Below are 16,189 nucleotides of genomic sequence, written 5' to 3' on the forward strand. Positions count from 1 at the left end.
ATCAAAGAAGAAACAAGCTTCTTTTGATATAGCCCCCTATAAACTAACCTACTTAAACTATGGGCTTTTATTAATAATAGGCATTTTACCTTATGCATACAAACAATCGCTAAATGACTAAATCACTATACACTTTAAGCTGTACAACTTAAAGCAACTAGGGTACCTACACTAAGTATTACGCTGAATTAATCATTTGTCAATTGTTATTTAAGAAAATTTAAAATAATCTGAAATAAAACCGTTATTTTCTTATAGCAGCCATGGTTCACGGCTGCACATTTTTATTTTTTAAACGTTATCGGACGTTCATGTCACTTGGGTGCGGACCTTTGCGGCGGTTGCTGTTTAACCCGTTAATCTCTGCCATATCATCAGCAGTGAGTTCAAAATCAAACACGTTAAAGTTTTCTTCTATTCTAGATGGCGTAACTGACTTAGGAATGACAATTGTGTTGTTTTGTAAATGCCAGCGCAATACAACTTGAGCCGGAGTTTTGCTATGTACTTCAGCAATTTTTTGAATAACCTCATCTTGTAACACTTCTCCTCCTTGATCAAGAGGGCTCCATGCTTCCACGAAAATATTATGTTTAGCGCAAAACTCTTTTAATTCATTTTGAGCAAGATACGGATGGCACTCAATTTGATTTAAAACAGGCGTTACGTCACATTCATTTAACAAGCGCTCCAAATGCTCAATTTCAAAGTTGCAGACCCCAATTGCTTTTACTTTTCCGTCGTGATAAAGCTTTTCTAATGCTTTATACGTCTCCACATACTCATCATATTGAGGAGTAGGCCAATGAATCAAATATAAATCGACATAATCAAGTCCTAATCGTTCTAAGCTTTCATCAAACGCACGTAGTGCATTTTCATAGCCTTGGTCGCTGTTCCAAACTTTTGTTGTAATAAAAAGCTTTTCCCGAGGAACAGAAGATTCTTTAATCGCTTGACCTACTCCTTCTTCATTTTTATAAATCATAGCTGTGTCAATAGACGTATATCCAACTTCAATTGCTTTTGACACTGCAGCTGCTGCTTGGTTATCTTCTACTTGCCATACGCCAAATCCAAGCTGAGGCATTTTTAAGCCGTTGTTTAATGTAACAATATTCATTTTACATGTCTCCTTTTTTGTTAAAAAGTTCAAAGTTTTAATGATGGTGCCAGCCGATCAGCATAGCAACCTGGCCCATTATAATGCCGACTGGGATTCCTACAACCATGGCTCCAAATCGAAATTTAAAAGACCATGCCCGCGGTACAAGGGAAAACAAATAAATCATACTCATCGTTGCCATGCATGTACTGCTAAAAAAACTGACGACAGTGTGTAAATTTGGCATTCCTTCTCCTCATTTCACTAGAACGTTTGCGCCTTTTCAATTTCATCATTTATCTTTTGTTCTAATGCCTATGTTTTCGCAGCCGACATAGTTACATTCGTCAAAGGCTTCCGTAATCCTGCTTCAATCAGCTAAAAATACTTTACCTACGTAACTTTTTTAATTAAAACGAATATGTGCTTTTAACTGAGAAGTTGTGTATAATTTCCGTATATACAAAATAATAAGAATTTTTTATTTCAAAGAGAAACTGTACATCCTCTGTAAGGCAATCATACATATTTGCAAGATTTAACGGAAGGAATGGATACAAAAGATGGCGATTGAAAGAGTAAAAGCATATTTTAAACAATATGGCATGGAGAATCGAATTATTGAAATGGATGAGTCTAGTGCTACTGTAGAACTGGCAGCGCAAGCTTTAAAATGTGAGCCGCAACGGATTGCAAAAAGTCTTTCTTTTAACGCAGAAGGAACCGTTCTATTAATTGTGGCAGCAGGAGATGCGAAAATTGATAACCGAAAATACAAAGAAGAGTTTGGAACTAAAGCAAAAATGCTCGGAGCAAGTGAAGTAGAAACGCTGATTGGTCATGCTGTAGGCGGAGTATGCCCGTTTGCTGTTAATGAAGGTGTTCACGTGTATCTAGATGAATCTCTGAAACGTTTTGTTACTGTTTTCCCTGCCTGTGGAAGTGGAAATAGTGCAATCGAATTAACAATACCCGAACTAGAAGAATTTTCGAAATGCTTAAAATGGGTTGATGTGTGCAAAGGATGGAATGAATAATCTATGTGAATGACGGTACAGATATAATTAATCAAAACACCAGCAGGCTGAAACAATTTCTCATTTCAGCTTGTTGATGTATCTAAACGAATTTATGAAACAGCTTAACCCAACCTAGGTAAGAAATCCCTAAGAGAAATACAAAAAGAAATAGTAAAGGAATGTTCCTAGGGATAAAAAGCCATCCGTCTAAAGTATTCCACAGAAATTCACTTTTATTTGCTTTTCTCATCATTTTCACCTCAAGCAGATTTACTATTTTGTATTCAAAAATTCTTTTACATAGTTATATACAGTATCTTCAACTTATGAGTTTTTTTCAAGAAAAACGTGCACGGAAAATGGACTGAATGTGAATCTTCTTAATGTATACCTGTTATGTACTCATCCATCTTCTTAGTTTCATCTGTAAAAAAGAAGAAGCCTACATTTTTAGATGCAGGCTTCTTCTCGTTGATTCAGTCTTACCTTTGTTTGCCTAGTTAGGCCCTTTCGTTACGTATATCGGTTCATAACCAAAGTGCCTTGCGTGAGATACGAATATCTACTTTCAATTTGCGGTAATACATTTGCTGAAGTCGCTGTTAAGCCTTTCAAAACTAATCAGTCCCTTCAAACGCTAAGTATTTAACCTTTCACAACAACCATTTGCATGATAGCTGCTGTACTATATGTGTACCCCGTATTTATATAGTAAAACCTAAAAAAAACAATTTTTTATTACATGTAATTTTCTAGACTTTATAGCAAAGAAAAGTTAGATAGTATAGGTGAAAGAAGCACGACAGCCATTAGCGCCCTACTGTTCAGATTCACGCATTCAAAGAAAAAATCTGAACTGAAATTCAAAAAATTATTTAATGTATGGTTTCATCAATTTTTTGAAACGCATCTTCAAGTGAAGTATATCCGTTTGTTTCTCCTTCGTTACCTTGAACGGTCCATTCTTGCTTTTCGACTGCTAATTTCCCGTCTTTATCTTTTAGATAAGGTCTGTTAACCATAAACACATGATCATTCTTTTTTACTGTGTAGCCAAGATAATAGTGATTACCTTCTCCTTCCTCTTCATATACGGAGACGCCTTGAAGGTTATATTTGTTTAAAATGTCATCCATATGATGAGTCAGTTCACTTACAATCGCTTCTCTTCCTACATATTCCACATTTCATACCTCTTTTCATTTTGATTTATACTTAGCATTCCCTTGAGCATATTCAATTACACTATCTTTCAAACGTTGTATGAACAAAGCAAGTCAATATAATAGTCATTCATTACATAGTAATAAAAAAGCTACCTCACTATAATGCAATGAAAAAACATTGCTAAGTGAAGTAGCTTTTTTGTTACCGAAATCTATAGAGAAACTTGATTATAGTTCAGTCAAAATAATTGGTTCACCGTTTGTTACAACAATTGTATGCTCACATTGTGCTACAAGACTATTATCTGGTGTAACAAATGTCCAGCCATCGTCTCCGCGTTCAATGATATGATCAGCTTTCATAGAGATAAACGGCTCGACAGCAATAACGAGGCCTTTTTTCAAAAGGGCTTTATCCATTGGATCATAATAGTTTAAAATATGGTTAGGAGCGTCATGCAAGCTGCGGCCAACACCATGACCCGTTAAGTTTTCAATAACAGCATATCCGTTTTGGTGTGCAAAGTTAGAAACAGCACGACCAATTTGATTTTGTTTTGAACCAGCTTTTACTTTTTTCATAGCTGCCCAAAATGCATCTACTGCAGCTTGACACAGCTTTTCTTTTTCTTCGTCTTGCCCAATAACAAATGAAATACCCGTATCCGAATAATAGCCATCAAGTACTGCGGATACATCCACATTTACTAAATCGCCATCTTTTAATACGCGGTCTCCTGGAATACCGTGAGCCACTTCTTCGTTGACACTAATGCACGTTACACCTGGGAAATTATATTCTTTTTCAGGTGCAGAAGTAGCACCGTGTTCATCCAATATTTTTTTACCGATCATATCAAGCTCTTTTGTTGTCATACCTGCTTTTGCTTGTTTTTTCATTTCTTCGCGCGCAAGTGCAACGATGCGTCCAATTTTGCGTAAACTTTCTAAATCTTGTTCGTTACCGATAATCATAAAAAAACACTTTCCTTCCTCGAAATATATATCCTATCCGATTTTATCATATTTTTATGAGGATTTTTCAAAAGACCTTTTAAGAACTAAAATGTACGATTAATTAGACTAGTAAGATATTTATCATATGCCAAATTTTTGGTTCTTAACCAATTAAATGCTCAAAAAAGAGGTTGAGACATACCTAAATCAAATGAATATAAAGACAGACAAATTGGATACATGAGCTGAGCCCCTTGTTACACCGCTGTTGATTTCCGTGCAAGACTTCGCTTTCCGCGGGGGGGGGCGATGAGCCTCCTCGTCGCTTGCGCTCCTGCGGGGTCTCATCCGTTCCGCTTTTCCTGCAGGAGTCTTCGCCCTGCCCTCCAATCAACAGCTAGAAGCACCTACATAGATGAAACCTGCGTTCACCACAACAAAAAAATCCGAACGATTAATAAATTTTATTAATCGTTCGGATTTGCCTTTAACTAAAATACTTTTATTTGGCTTGTTTCTACATGATAGGCCTTACACCTTCATCAACAAACTTATTTCCAGGTTTTTTAAGATCCAAATGGTCTCTTAATGTGTTTCCTTCATAGTCTAATCGAAACAAACCTCTCTCTTGTAAGATTGGTACAACAAGATTTACAAAATCATCTAAGCCAGATGGAAGCAAAGGAAACTGCAGCATAAATCCGTCCGCTGCTTTTTCCTGAAACCATCTTTCCATTTCGTCCGCAATTTGAATGGGGGTTCCTACAAAGTTATCTTTCCTTGCAGCACCGAAAAATCGCGTATAAAGATCTCCTACGGTAAGTTTTTCTCTTGCTATAATTCTTAGCATCTCATCAAACTGACTTTGGATGCCATTCACGGATGGAAACTCTATCTCTGAGGCAGGAGTGTTTAGGGCATACTTCGTAAAATCAACGTTCCCCATATACCCAGAAACGAACTTTAATCCTTCATACGGATTCACTAGCTTTTGTAAATCGCTGTATTTTTGAACCGCTTCTTCTTCTGTTTCTCCTATAATAGGGGAAATGCCGTGAAGAATATGTAAATCCGCTTCTGTTCTATTGTATTCAGAAAGCCTTGATTTAAGGGATTTATAAAAATTTTTGGCTTCTTCTATATTATCTCGGTGAGCAAATACCACTTCTGCCGTTCTTGCCGCTAAGCGCTGTCCCGGCTCTGAAGAACCGGCCTGAACGATAACTGGCTGTCCTTGAGCGGAACGAGCGATATTTAACGGCCCTTTTACAGAAAAATACTTCCCTTTATAGTTAAGCTCATGTACCTTATTAGCATCAAAAAACGCTCCGTTTTTTTTATCATATAAAAAGGCCTCATCTTCCCACGAATCCCATAACCCTTGAACAACATCAATGAATTCTTCTGCCCGTTCGTATCGGTGATCATGTTCCCAATGAGTATCACGGTTAAAGTTTAACGCCGTTTCACCTGTTGCATCTGCTGTAGTCACAACGTTCCACCCGGCCCTTCCTCCACTTACATGATCGACAGAGGCAAACTGGCGTGCTAGTGTATAAGGTTCATTGTAAGTAGTTGAAGATGTGGCAACAACGCCAATTTTCTCAGTAGCTGCTGCCATTGCTGTAATGATGACAACAGGTTCAAATCGATTTAAAATCTGAGGATGTGACTCTGCATTTACTGCTAAACTGTCGGCAATAAACGCAATATCAAATTTCCCTCTTTCGGCGGTTTGTGCAAGTTTTTGATAAACAGAAACGTCGATACTTGCGTTAGGCTTTGAATCAGGATGACGCCATGAAGCTACATGCATACCTGTGCCAATCAAATAAGCGGCAAGTTTCATTTTTCGTTCCTTGGCCATTTTCCCACCCCTATTTAGTCCTTATTTTGTTTCATACGTGTCTTTATACGTATTCAATTCTTTCAAACTAATAAACGTCGGAATATAATTTCCTTTGTATGTTTTTTTAATAAAGGCAGCCGTACTTTTGGATTGATACACTTTTACTAGCTTCTTTAAATACGCTTTATCCTGATCTTTTTTTCTTGCAGCGATGACATTAATATAGGGCTTCGCTGTTTTGTTTTCATGAATGAGTGCATCTTTTAAGCTTAGACCTGCTTCTACAGCTACACCGTTGTTAATAATGGAAGCCGCCGTATCTTGCATAACGCGGGGGGTGCTTGCAGAATCAACGGGAACAATCTTTAAATTTTTAGGATTGCTTTTAATTTTATCCTCTCCTCCGTTACCATCAAAGCCTTCGACCACTGTAATCAAATCTGCTTCTTGCAGCAAAATTAGTGCTCTTCCCCAGTTGGAAGGGTCATTTGGAACAGCAATTTGAGCACCATTTGGAATGTCTTTTAATGATTTATATTTTTCAGAATAAAGACCTAGAGGCGCAATGATCGTCGTTCCAATTGGCACAATATCGGTTCCGTTCTTTTGATTAAACAAATCTAAATAAGCAACGTGCTGAAACGCATTTACATCTATTTCTCCTTCGACTAAGGCTTGATTAGGATCATAAGCTGAAGAAAAATTTACAAGTTCTATATCCAGCCCTTGTTTTTTTGCTTTCTCTTTTATAAATTCCCACGTCCGAAGTTCAGAGCTTCGAATGCCTACTTTAATTTTAGCTTCTTTACTATTGGCACTGGATGAGGAATTAGAACATCCTGTTATGGCGAGGATGAACAACAGCAGAAGCAGGAATATCGGTTTTTTCATTTATAACTCTCCTTTTAAAAAATTTGCTTCTAATACGTTCTTACACTCTTCTAATCTTGCGTTCTATAACGTTTCCTAAAGATTGAATACCTTGAACAATAATAATAAGAAGCACAACGGTGACTACAATGGTAATCGTGCTGAAGCGCTGATAGCCGTAAGTAATAGCTAAATCGCCAAGTCCGCCGCCTCCGATAGCACCGGCCATTGCCGTTGCTCCAATTAACCCAATTGTGACAGTTGTTAAGCTTAAAATAAGAGAGGGAAAGGCCTCTGGAATTAAAAAACGGAATACAATTTGAGCTTTAGAAGCACCCATCGCTTGCGCTGCTTCAATAATACCTTCATTTACTTCAAGCAAAGAATTTTCAACGAGTCTAGCCATATAAGGTCCAATATGTAAAACTAGCGGAACAATAGCTGCCGTTGTACCAATAGTCGTTCCGACGACGAACCTTGTAAATGGGATAATCGCTACAAGTAAAATAATGAACGGAATCGAACGAAAAATATTTACAATAGGATTTAAAATTGAAAAAACAACTCGATTTTCAAGAATATGCCCCTTGCGTGTTACAACGAGTAAAATCCCTAAAGGAATTCCAATTAAGGCCCCGAAAAGCAGGGAAGCACTAACCATGTACAGTGTTTCCCACAAAGCCGCTAATATCAACTCTTGGCTTACTTCTAACATTTGCAACCACCTCTTCCATTTTTATATTTTGCTGCAGTGCATATAGTTCAGCTCTGTCTATTTCTTCTTGTGTGCCAATTAATTCAATAATTAAATGCCCAAATGGAATGCCCTGTAACTCCGTAATGTTTCCAAGTAAAATGTTCACCTGTACATTAAAGCGCTTTGATAAGGTGGAAATCACAGATTGACCGGAATTGCTGCCGAGAAAATTAATCTTAAAAATCTTCTGATTTGAATTTGTAGTTTGTACTAATTCATACATGTTTTGCGGAATGTCATCTCGAACAACGGACTGAACAAAATTTTTAGCAATTTCAGTACGTGGATTTGAAAAAATATCAAATACATTTCCTGTTTCAATAATTTTCCCGTCCTTCATCACAGCGACACGATTACAAATTTGCTTAATGACTTCCATTTCGTGTGTGATTATTACGATCGTAATTTGATATTCTTCATTAACTTTTTTCAGCAATTTCAAAATAGATTCTGTTGTATGCGGATCTAATGCGGAAGTTGCTTCATCACATAATAAAATAGAAGGGTTTGTGGCTAATGCACGTGCAATGCCCACTCTCTGTTTTTGACCTCCTGACAGATGATCGGGATATGCACCTGCTTTGTCTTCTAAACCTACAAAATGAAGCAGCTCTTCTACACGTAGCTTTATGTCTTTTTTTGGTTTTCCACTTAATATAAGGGGCATTGCTATATTTTCAAACACTGTTTTTGAATTTAATAGATTAAAGTGTTGAAAGATCATGCCGATTCTTTTTTTATTTTTTCTTAGCTCTACTTCAGACAACGTTGCTAAGTTTTCTCCATCTACTATGACTTCACCTGACGTCGGGTACTCCAGCAGGTTAATCGTTCGAAGCAGTGTGCTCTTCCCCGCCCCACTTAATCCAATTACTCCAAATATGTCTCCTTTTTGTATCGTTAAGTCAATGTCTTTTAGAGCTTCAACTTTCTTTGAGCCACTCTCGAATATTTTTGAAACACGTTGAAACTTTATCAAAAGAAACCCTCCTTTTCTTTCAAACTGTTATTCCTATTTCTTTTTTACTCCTATACTAGAAAGCTGGAACGACTGCGCCATCATATTTGTCATTAATAAACTTTTTAACCTTATCTGTAGTAAGTGCTTTTGCTAAACGCTGAATATTTTTATCATCTTTTTTCTCTTTCGTAGTCACTAAAATATTTACATAAGGAGACTCTTTCTTTTCAATAATTAACGCATCTTCAGTTGGTTTGAACCCGCCTTCAAGAGCGTAATTTGTATTGATAGCTGAAGCTTCTACATCATCAAGAGAGCGTACAAGAAGCGGGCCGTCTACTGCAACAAAGTCTAGCTTCTTTTTATTCTTTGAAATATCTTCAACCGTATAAGAGCTACCACTAGGTTTCTTGTTTAATTCAATGATTCCATTAGCCTCGAAAAGCTCTAGTGCACGTGAAAAGTTCACTGGATCATTAGGAACAGCAACCTTTGCTCCTTTGGATAAATCGTCAATTGATTTTATTTTTTTGGAATACACTCCAAAAGGTTCAATATGAACGTTTTTCACGCTGACAAGATTTAATCCACTGTCTTTATTCGTTTGCTCTAAGTACGGCGTATGCTGAAAATAGTTGGCATCTAATTCTCCATTTGCTGTTTGTTCATTTGTCTGTATGCCGTCTTTAATATTTACAATGTCCAACTTTATACCTTCTTTTTTCAAATCAGGTTCCACATACTTTAAAATTTCGGCATGCGGCGTGGAAGCTGCTCCCACTTTAAGAACTACATCTTCTTTCTTGTCACTATTTTGGCCAGATGCTTTTTCTTTATTTCCACATCCCCCCACAACAGTAATCACTGCTAATAATGCAAAAAGCCATACAAATTTCTTCATTTCTCTCTCTACCTCCACCATTTGTGATGTATTAAACATATAGTGCTAATCTTCTGCCACTAAAAAAGACAAAAACTCTGAGGGAATCCTCGTCATTTTTGTCTCCATTCGTCTGGTCGACTGTTCTATTTCCACTATATGTTTAACAAACATTTTTAAATCCGATAATTCCTATAAGAATTTTAAATCTTTTGAAAAATATACCAAACATCTTTTTAACTGTCAATTTAGTATTTTTAAACCGTGAGATTACGTATTTTATGTGTAATAACTGTACTTAGATGCTTCAATCGAGCATTAGATAGAAAGTCTAAAAAATCTAACCAAAATGTTTATGTTACCCCAAAAACCGACTTTACAAATGGGAATAATTAACTTAATATAGACTTCATATTAATCAGGCCGCCTGGTCAACCAGAGGTTCTTTAAACATATCGATAACGTTTGAAGAGCCTCTTTTGTTTTGCAATATAAAGTTCACCGCCTACTGGATCACCAATGGCACCGAAAAAGCTTTTTAGCAGCTTTTTCGGTGCTTTTTTATTACTCGTCAAACAGAAATTAGTATCAGGAGGAATAAAACGATGAAAAAATTATGCTTTACTTTAACTTTGGCAATTGGACTGATTATAGCTTTAGGAGGATGCTCTCAAAGCTCTAGCTCAGAAAATAGCGATAAAAAAGTAGTCAAAGTTGCTTTGAGTGATGAAGTAAATCCGCCTTTTCTATTTACGAACGACCAGAATGAGCCTATTGGATATGATATGGATTATTTAAAACAGCTTGAAAAAAAGCTTCCGGAATACAAATTTGAATATACGCTTGGGGAAGAAGAAACAAATTTGGTAGGTGTCTCGACAGGAAAATATGATTTCGCCATCAACTGGTTCTTTAAAAACCCTGAACGTGAAGAAAAGTTTCTTTATCCTGCACATGAATATGGTTATTCTTTAACAGCTTTAGTCACACAAAAATCACGAAACGATATCAAAACACTTGACGATATGGTAGGTAAAAAGTTTCCACCTGTATCGGCTACGGGTGGATTGCGCGCTATTTTAAATGCTTATAACAAAGAACATGCCACTAAGCCTTTAACATTAGAAAGCATTGATAACCCTTCTACGGCAGAAAACTTAAAGTTAGTGGATAAAGGTAAAGCGGATGCTATTTTTTTAAACGTAACAACATTTAACGAAGTACAAAAACAGCTCAAATTAAATTTAAAAGTAGGAGGCATTGTATCAAAAGAACCAACTTGGTTAGTCTTTAATAAAAATAATCAAAAACTTGCTGATGAAATTGATAAAGCGACAGTCAAATTAAAAAATGACGGGACGCTAGAAAACTTGGCTGAAAAATGGTTTAAAGTAAATTTCTTTAAAGACTTAAAGTATATTAATCAACAAAACTTCAATTTTCAAGATTAAATGAGTATAAGAATTCATCATTAAGGCGGGGTGAGATATGATTAGTACTGATTTTCATGATTGGTTAAAACTATTGTGGCAAGTGGTAGATAAACTTCCTTTAACGCTATTTATGTTAGGCCTTTCTCTACTTTTTTCGTTGCTTTTAGGTTTCGTGATTGCCCTGATACGCATTCAAAAAAAGCCTGTTCTTTCTAAAATGGCTACCATCTATTTATCTTTTATGCGCTGTACACCGCTGCTTGTTCAGCTGTTTCTTGTATACTTTGGCCTTCCTCAGCTGCTGCTGCTCGTGCATATCGACATTAACAGCTGGAGTCGCATCACTTTCTTGGTGATTGCTTTTTCCTTACATACTGCCGCTCCTTTATCGGAAGTTATTCGTTCAGCATATCTCTCGATTGATAACGGCCAGTTCGAAGCAGCGTATAGTATAGGCATGAACTATTTTCAATCCTTAAGAAGAATTATCCTTCCTCAAGCGTTTGTAGCAGCACTACCTAATTTAGGAAATGCTACGATTTCATTATTAAAAGATACTGCACTTGCTTTTAGCATTGGGATTATTGATATTATGGGGCAAGTTCGCCTCATTTTGGGCAACAACTATGGAATAGGAATGTTTGAAATTTATGTTACGATTTCACTTGTTTATTGGAGCATGTGTATCGTAATTGAAATCATAGTCAGTAATTTAGAGAAACATTTTAAAAAAGGCAGGGTCAGCATCTCTAAATAGCCTGCACTAGTAAAGGAGTGAACATGATTGCCTATTATTGATTTGCGATTTGCTTTGGAGCAAACTCCTGAAGTCTTAAAAGGTGTGCCTTTAACACTAACAATATCGATCATTTCAATGGCGTTAGGAAGTATTTTTGGTCTTTTCATTGCGGTATGCAGAATATATAAAATTCCACTGCTAGAGCAAATAGCTGTTATATACGTCTCATTTATGAGAGGCACTCCATTGCTCGTACAGCTCTATGTATTTTTCTACGGAATCCCTATTTTTATAGAATTTCTAAACGAGACTCAAGGATGGCACTTAGGTGGGGATACTATTTCACCTTTAATTTATGCTTTAATTGCGTATACATTAAATACCTCTGCTTATCAATCAGAGGTATTCCGTTCTTCTATTCAAACCATTGACCGTGGTCAATTTGAAGCTGCATATTCAATAGGAATGACTACTTTTCAAGCTATTAAAAGAATTATCTTCCCCCAATCTTTAGTAGCCGCTATTCCTAACCTTGGAAACATTTTTATTAGTTTAATTAAAGCCACTTCTCTTGCTTTTGCGGTAAAAGTAGTTGAAATTATGGCGATATCTAAGGTCATCGCCAATGATGGGTATAGATATTTAGAAATGTATCTGGTCGCTTCACTTATTTACTGGATTCTTTGCTTTTTCTTTGAAAGGCTGTTTGTAGTCATTGAGAAAAAGCTTAGTTATTATGAATTAAGAGAAGAAGTGCGTTCAGCTTCTTAGTCCCTCTAAAAAAATTACTATAAACTGATCAAGAAAGCTGCCTTAGTAAACGGCAGCTTTCACAATCCCTTAATCCACTATTTCAAATTTCACTTCATTAAACAAACTAGTAGAATTCCACACGTTTAGCCCAGCATAACCTTCTGAAAAGGTAGGGTCCATTGTATCGATCACCAGCTTGCCATCGAGATGAACTTGAATGTGTTCTCCTTCAGCCATCACTTTTAGATGGTAATCCGTATTTGGTTTTAAATCCAGCTTTCCCCCATCGTCGTAAATAATGAGATCCTTTCCTATTCCATCTCTAAACGCAATGAGTTTCACTTGATTATTAAGCACATCTACATTCGCAGCGTAAGCGTTATTTGCCTGTTCATCCGAACGGAATACTAGCGCTCCTGCTCCTGTAGAATTTGAAACAGAATCGTCTAACACCTTTATTTTTGCCTCATATGTGAAATTTTTTGCTTCTTTTGATGATAAGGTAAAGGTATCTTCTTTGCTTCGTCCTTGTTTTCCGTTAATCGTATCGGCCCATAGTCCGCTAATATTCTTCCATTCAGATAAGTTTGTGTCAACAGGACTTTTATTCCAAATAGATTTTAATGGATACATCTTGAGAGAATTTAATTTTACAGCTCCTCCTTTGCTATAAAGCTTTATTTTATTGCTTGAAAGCGTTGGAAAGAGCTGGTCTGTTATTACTGCAGTGCCGTCATTGCCAAATACTTCTACAGACGACTGGTCTACAAACATATGAAGCTTAACCTTTCCGGCTTTTGGAAGCATGGGAGCAGAGTGTTTGCCTTTCACATTTTTACCAAAATCAAAACTTCCAGAGTTTGTTCGGTCAACAAATAATTGCTGCTTGTTTACGTTATAGCTGACTTTTGTATTTTCACTGCCTTCTTTTTGAATTTGAAAACCAAATTCTTGTGCATCTGTATTTGAAACATCGAATTCTGCAATAATTTCATATTTGTTTTCCTGTATGCCTGACAGAAGATTTTTATTTTCAACGACCATCAGATTCTTCAACACCTTTTTTTCTTGCTTATTGCGAATTGAATTAATTGAAACAGGTATTTGTTTTAAACGAAGCCCTTTTGCTGTGTTGGTGAGTTCTATTTTTCTTGGGATTGACATAGAGCTTCTCCAAGTAGTAGTTGGAGTATTGTTGGCATATTGCCAGTTGCTCATCCAGCCTAGCCAATACTTTTCTCCGTTATCTCCTTCAACTCCGCTCCAATCTACAGCGGCATAAAAGTCGGCACCATAATCTGTCCAAAGCACTTCCTCTGGCGGATTTTCATTTTTAAATGTTTTTCCGTCGAAATCGCCAACAAAGTACTGCATCCCTGAACCTCCAGCTGCCGCTCCATCATTGATGCTGACTTGCAGCACCCATTTTTTCTTCGTGCTGTCTCCATCAACCGGCAGTTCGAGTAAAGTAGGACACTCCCAAATGCCTCCGTTGCTTCCGTGAGTTGAATTCACCCATTCTCCTGACACTGTGTTCCAATCTGAAAGCTCTCCGCCTTCTCTTTGTTTAGCTTCCTCTGGTTCTTTTGCTACACTGTCTACTTTCTCCGGCATTTTTTCTGTATTAAATACATTTACATCATCTAGATTAATATGCCCCCATCCGCCTACAGCTTGATCAACGGCTTTAATGTACAGTACTTCTCCTATATACTTAGAAGCATCCCATACGTAGCGCTGGTACTTTTCATCTGCAAACTTTGTATTCGCTTGACGAATCAATTCTTTATCGTCGGATGCCCGGACTAAGGCTACATAGCGGTTTGTGGGGTCGTTTCCGCCTCCCATTAACAAATTAATTTCACCTGAACCGCTCAATTTAAAATAAGACGAATGTAATTCTCCAGTGGCATTATCGCCATCTTGCTTATCAGAAAAACCCCATAAATGATACTTTCCTTTTTGTTCAAAAAGACCGCTCCAATTTGCGGTTGCATCCGTTACATGATCATTTGTGAATGCATTTCCTTTTATTGTTTTCCAGCCGGTGAGATCTCCTGTTTCAAAACTTTTATTTTTAATTTCTTTTTCATCTGTATCAATAAACTTTGTCATGTTAACGTCTTGAAACCGGACTGAAGATTGATTAACATGTAGTCCAAACAATCCTTTTGAAAAAGTTTCATCTTTTGCAGTAAGGGTGAAGTTATCGTCTATATGCAAATCAAGTTCATTTCCCGATGCAGTTACTTTTACTTGATGTGATTTGCTCGTATCAATTTTTTCGTTTGTTTCAGCAAGTACAGTTGAAATGCCATTTTCAAGCTTTACTAGTTTGACTGTATCCTTAGAAGCATCCACGCTAGCTATATATCCGTTTTTGGCTTCCGCGTCTGCTCGGAAAAGTAGTGCACCTGAACCATGGTTTTCATTCAAAAATGTCATATTTGACTCGTAAATGAACTGGTCTCCCTGTTCTTCACTCATAATATATCCGTCGCTGTCAGATTTACCGATTTTTCCAGCAGCAGTATCATTCCACGTTCCCGTAACAGATTTCCAGTTAGATAGATTGGTGATGAAATTAGATTGATTCGTAAATTTAACATGACGAAAGACAGCTGTGGAATTCCATGCTGTTAGTCCAAACTGACCGTTTTCAAAGGATGCATCACTACCTTCTAAAACCTGTTTTCCATTTAGCAGTATCTTAAAGCGGTGACTGTTTGCTTCTACTTTCACATGATACGCTTGTGACGTATCCAGCCTCATTGACTTTGAAACAACGGTCGTTACGCTTCCTTTCTCTACTTTGTTAAGTGTTAAGAGGTTCTTTTCAGCATCTAAATTGACGGTATATGCGTTTGTTGCATCTTCATTAGAACGAAAAACAAGGCCTCCTGCACCTTCGCGTCCATTCTTTTCTACAAGTGTAATTTCTCCCTCTAGAGTAAAGGATTGACCTTTTTGTTCAGACAAAGTATATGAATAGGCACCGCTTTGACCGTTTGCTTGAATCCCTCCGTCAGATCCAAACTCACTTGCGTATTTCCAACTTTTTAAGTCAGGTGATGTATAAAACATGATTTTATCTTTAGCAGCTAAAGACATCACCCACTGCTTGGTTTGGTCGTGCCAAAATACTTTTGGGTCGCGCCAGTCAGGAACTGGGGGATTCGGCATAACAGGATTTCCTTCATATTTGGTCCACGTTCTTCCGCTGTCCTTGCTGTATGCTAGACTTTGCACCTGCCCTTTACTGCCCGAGTGCGTAAAGATAGCTACCATCGCTTCTTTTCCAAACCCTGCGGTATTATTCCAATCAATAACGGCACTTCCTGAAAAGATCTCTCCGTTCTCATCTGGCGAAAGAGCAACCGGCAAGTGTTTCCATTTCACTAAGTCTGTACTAACTGCATGCCCCCAGTGCATAGGTCCCCAGGTGGTACCGTAAGGATAATACTGATAAAAAAGGTGATACTCCCCGTTATAATAGACCATTCCATTTGGATCGTTCATCCAGTTCGCTTCTGGAGAAAAATGAAATTGATTCCGGTATTTTTCTTGATAATACCCTGTATTATCAGCTAATACAGGGTATACAGAAAACAAGCTTATAGAACAAGCGACTCCAATCATTAATAACTTTTTGACGGTTCTTTTCATCTTCCTTTCCTCCTTTATTGGCATACTGGCTATG

Annotated in this window: 14 protein-coding genes and 1 pseudogene; 4 read left to right on the forward strand and 11 right to left on the reverse strand. The window is 37.2% G+C overall.

The window, feature by feature from the left end:
• Positions 1–298: 298 nt before the first annotated feature.
• Positions 299–1,123 carry an aldo/keto reductase gene (locus ACH6EI_RS16540; RefSeq protein WP_014460777.1) on the reverse strand — a complete coding sequence of 275 codons (825 nt, stop codon included), beginning with the start codon at positions 1,121–1,123 and terminating at the stop codon, positions 299–301.
• 37 nt (positions 1,124–1,160) lie between these two features.
• Positions 1,161–1,352 (reverse strand): hypothetical protein, encoded by a 192-nt coding sequence (locus ACH6EI_RS16545; protein WP_108674547.1) that lies wholly within the window; start codon positions 1,350–1,352, stop codon positions 1,161–1,163.
• A 316-nt stretch (positions 1,353–1,668) separates the two neighbouring features.
• On the opposite strand from ACH6EI_RS16545, the gene ACH6EI_RS16550 reads away from it, so the two are divergent.
• Positions 1,669–2,142: a YbaK/EbsC family protein gene (locus ACH6EI_RS16550; protein ID WP_034267780.1), complete on the forward strand. Its 474-nt coding sequence runs from the start codon at positions 1,669–1,671 to the stop codon at positions 2,140–2,142.
• A gap of 857 nt (positions 2,143–2,999) precedes the next feature.
• Here the strand turns inward: ACH6EI_RS16550 and ACH6EI_RS16555 are convergent.
• The 8 genes and pseudogenes from ACH6EI_RS16555 to ACH6EI_RS16590 form a co-directional block, all read right to left on the reverse strand.
• The gene (locus tag ACH6EI_RS16555) at positions 3,000–3,308 is read right to left on the reverse strand and encodes a DUF5634 family protein (RefSeq protein ID WP_014460781.1); all 309 of its coding nucleotides are present in this window, start codon (positions 3,306–3,308) and stop codon (positions 3,000–3,002) included.
• 210 nt (positions 3,309–3,518) lie between these two features.
• The gene (gene map, locus ACH6EI_RS16560) at positions 3,519–4,265 is read right to left on the reverse strand and encodes a type I methionyl aminopeptidase (protein ID WP_108674546.1); all 747 of its coding nucleotides are present in this window, start codon (positions 4,263–4,265) and stop codon (positions 3,519–3,521) included.
• Positions 4,266–4,426: 161 nt separating this feature from the next.
• Positions 4,427–4,641, reverse strand: a pseudogene (locus ACH6EI_RS16565) (hypothetical protein).
• A 123-nt stretch (positions 4,642–4,764) separates the two neighbouring features.
• Entirely contained in the window at positions 4,765–6,114 is a 1,350-nt protein-coding gene (locus ACH6EI_RS16570) for an LLM class flavin-dependent oxidoreductase (protein ID WP_108674545.1), read from the reverse strand.
• Positions 6,115–6,135: 21 nt separating this feature from the next.
• Positions 6,136–6,987: a MetQ/NlpA family ABC transporter substrate-binding protein gene (locus ACH6EI_RS16575; RefSeq protein ID WP_108674544.1), complete on the reverse strand. Its 852-nt coding sequence runs from the start codon at positions 6,985–6,987 to the stop codon at positions 6,136–6,138.
• Between the two features lie 40 nt (positions 6,988–7,027).
• Positions 7,028–7,681: a methionine ABC transporter permease gene (locus ACH6EI_RS16580; RefSeq protein ID WP_048018570.1), complete on the reverse strand. Its 654-nt coding sequence runs from the start codon at positions 7,679–7,681 to the stop codon at positions 7,028–7,030.
• Positions 7,620–8,702 carry a methionine ABC transporter ATP-binding protein gene (locus ACH6EI_RS16585; protein ID WP_108674543.1) on the reverse strand — a complete coding sequence of 361 codons (1,083 nt, stop codon included), beginning with the start codon at positions 8,700–8,702 and terminating at the stop codon, positions 7,620–7,622. Before ACH6EI_RS16585 ends, ACH6EI_RS16580 begins: the two co-directional genes overlap by 62 nt.
• Before the next feature lie 55 nt (positions 8,703–8,757).
• Positions 8,758–9,585 carry a MetQ/NlpA family ABC transporter substrate-binding protein gene (locus ACH6EI_RS16590; protein ID WP_108674542.1) on the reverse strand — a complete coding sequence of 276 codons (828 nt, stop codon included), beginning with the start codon at positions 9,583–9,585 and terminating at the stop codon, positions 8,758–8,760.
• A 584-nt stretch (positions 9,586–10,169) separates the two neighbouring features.
• Here ACH6EI_RS16590 and ACH6EI_RS16595 point away from each other — a divergent pair.
• Genes ACH6EI_RS16595 through ACH6EI_RS16605 form a run of 3 tightly spaced genes read left to right on the forward strand, consistent with a single transcriptional unit; the run spans position 10,170 to position 12,507 of the window.
• Complete coding sequence (locus ACH6EI_RS16595) at positions 10,170–11,015, forward strand: transporter substrate-binding domain-containing protein (protein ID WP_108674541.1); 846 nt, start codon at positions 10,170–10,172, stop codon at positions 11,013–11,015.
• Positions 11,016–11,052: 37 nt separating this feature from the next.
• The gene (locus ACH6EI_RS16600) at positions 11,053–11,754 is read left to right on the forward strand and encodes an amino acid ABC transporter permease (RefSeq protein ID WP_108674540.1); all 702 of its coding nucleotides are present in this window, start codon (positions 11,053–11,055) and stop codon (positions 11,752–11,754) included.
• A gap of 27 nt (positions 11,755–11,781) precedes the next feature.
• Complete coding sequence (locus ACH6EI_RS16605) at positions 11,782–12,507, forward strand: amino acid ABC transporter permease (protein WP_108674539.1); 726 nt, start codon at positions 11,782–11,784, stop codon at positions 12,505–12,507.
• A 69-nt stretch (positions 12,508–12,576) separates the two neighbouring features.
• Here ACH6EI_RS16605 and ACH6EI_RS16610 read toward each other — a convergent pair whose 3' ends face one another.
• Positions 12,577–16,155, reverse strand: a complete 3,579-nt coding sequence (locus tag ACH6EI_RS16610) for a glycoside hydrolase family 32 protein (RefSeq protein ID WP_108674538.1) — start codon at positions 16,153–16,155, stop codon at positions 12,577–12,579.
• Between the last annotated feature and the right edge of the window lie 34 nt (positions 16,156–16,189).

This window comes from Priestia sp. JSM ZJ58, from assembly GCF_044383985.1.
GTDB lineage: Bacteria > Bacillota > Bacilli > Bacillales > Bacillaceae_H > Priestia > Priestia zanthoxyli.

What these genes read in the sequence shown, in the direction of transcription:
- ACH6EI_RS16540 (WP_014460777.1), bottom strand. Translation starts at nt 1,123, where the DNA reads ATGAATATTGTTACATTAAACAACGGCTTAAAAATGCCTCAGCTTGGA.
- ACH6EI_RS16545 (WP_108674547.1), bottom strand. Translation starts at nt 1,352, where the DNA reads ATGCCAAATTTACACACTGTCGTCAGTTTTTTTAGCAGTACATGCATG.
- ACH6EI_RS16550 (WP_034267780.1), top strand. Translation starts at nt 1,669, where the DNA reads ATGGCGATTGAAAGAGTAAAAGCATATTTTAAACAATATGGCATGGAG.
- map (WP_108674546.1), bottom strand. Translation starts at nt 4,265, where the DNA reads ATGATTATCGGTAACGAACAAGATTTAGAAAGTTTACGCAAAATTGGA.
- ACH6EI_RS16570 (WP_108674545.1), bottom strand. Translation starts at nt 6,114, where the DNA reads ATGGCCAAGGAACGAAAAATGAAACTTGCCGCTTATTTGATTGGCACA.
- ACH6EI_RS16575 (WP_108674544.1), bottom strand. Translation starts at nt 6,987, where the DNA reads ATGAAAAAACCGATATTCCTGCTTCTGCTGTTGTTCATCCTCGCCATA.
- ACH6EI_RS16580 (WP_048018570.1), bottom strand. Translation starts at nt 7,681, where the DNA reads ATGTTAGAAGTAAGCCAAGAGTTGATATTAGCGGCTTTGTGGGAAACA.
- ACH6EI_RS16590 (WP_108674542.1), bottom strand. Translation starts at nt 9,585, where the DNA reads ATGAAGAAATTTGTATGGCTTTTTGCATTATTAGCAGTGATTACTGTT.
- ACH6EI_RS16595 (WP_108674541.1), top strand. Translation starts at nt 10,170, where the DNA reads ATGAAAAAATTATGCTTTACTTTAACTTTGGCAATTGGACTGATTATA.
- ACH6EI_RS16600 (WP_108674540.1), top strand. Translation starts at nt 11,053, where the DNA reads ATGATTAGTACTGATTTTCATGATTGGTTAAAACTATTGTGGCAAGTG.
- ACH6EI_RS16610 (WP_108674538.1), bottom strand. Translation starts at nt 16,155, where the DNA reads ATGAAAAGAACCGTCAAAAAGTTATTAATGATTGGAGTCGCTTGTTCT.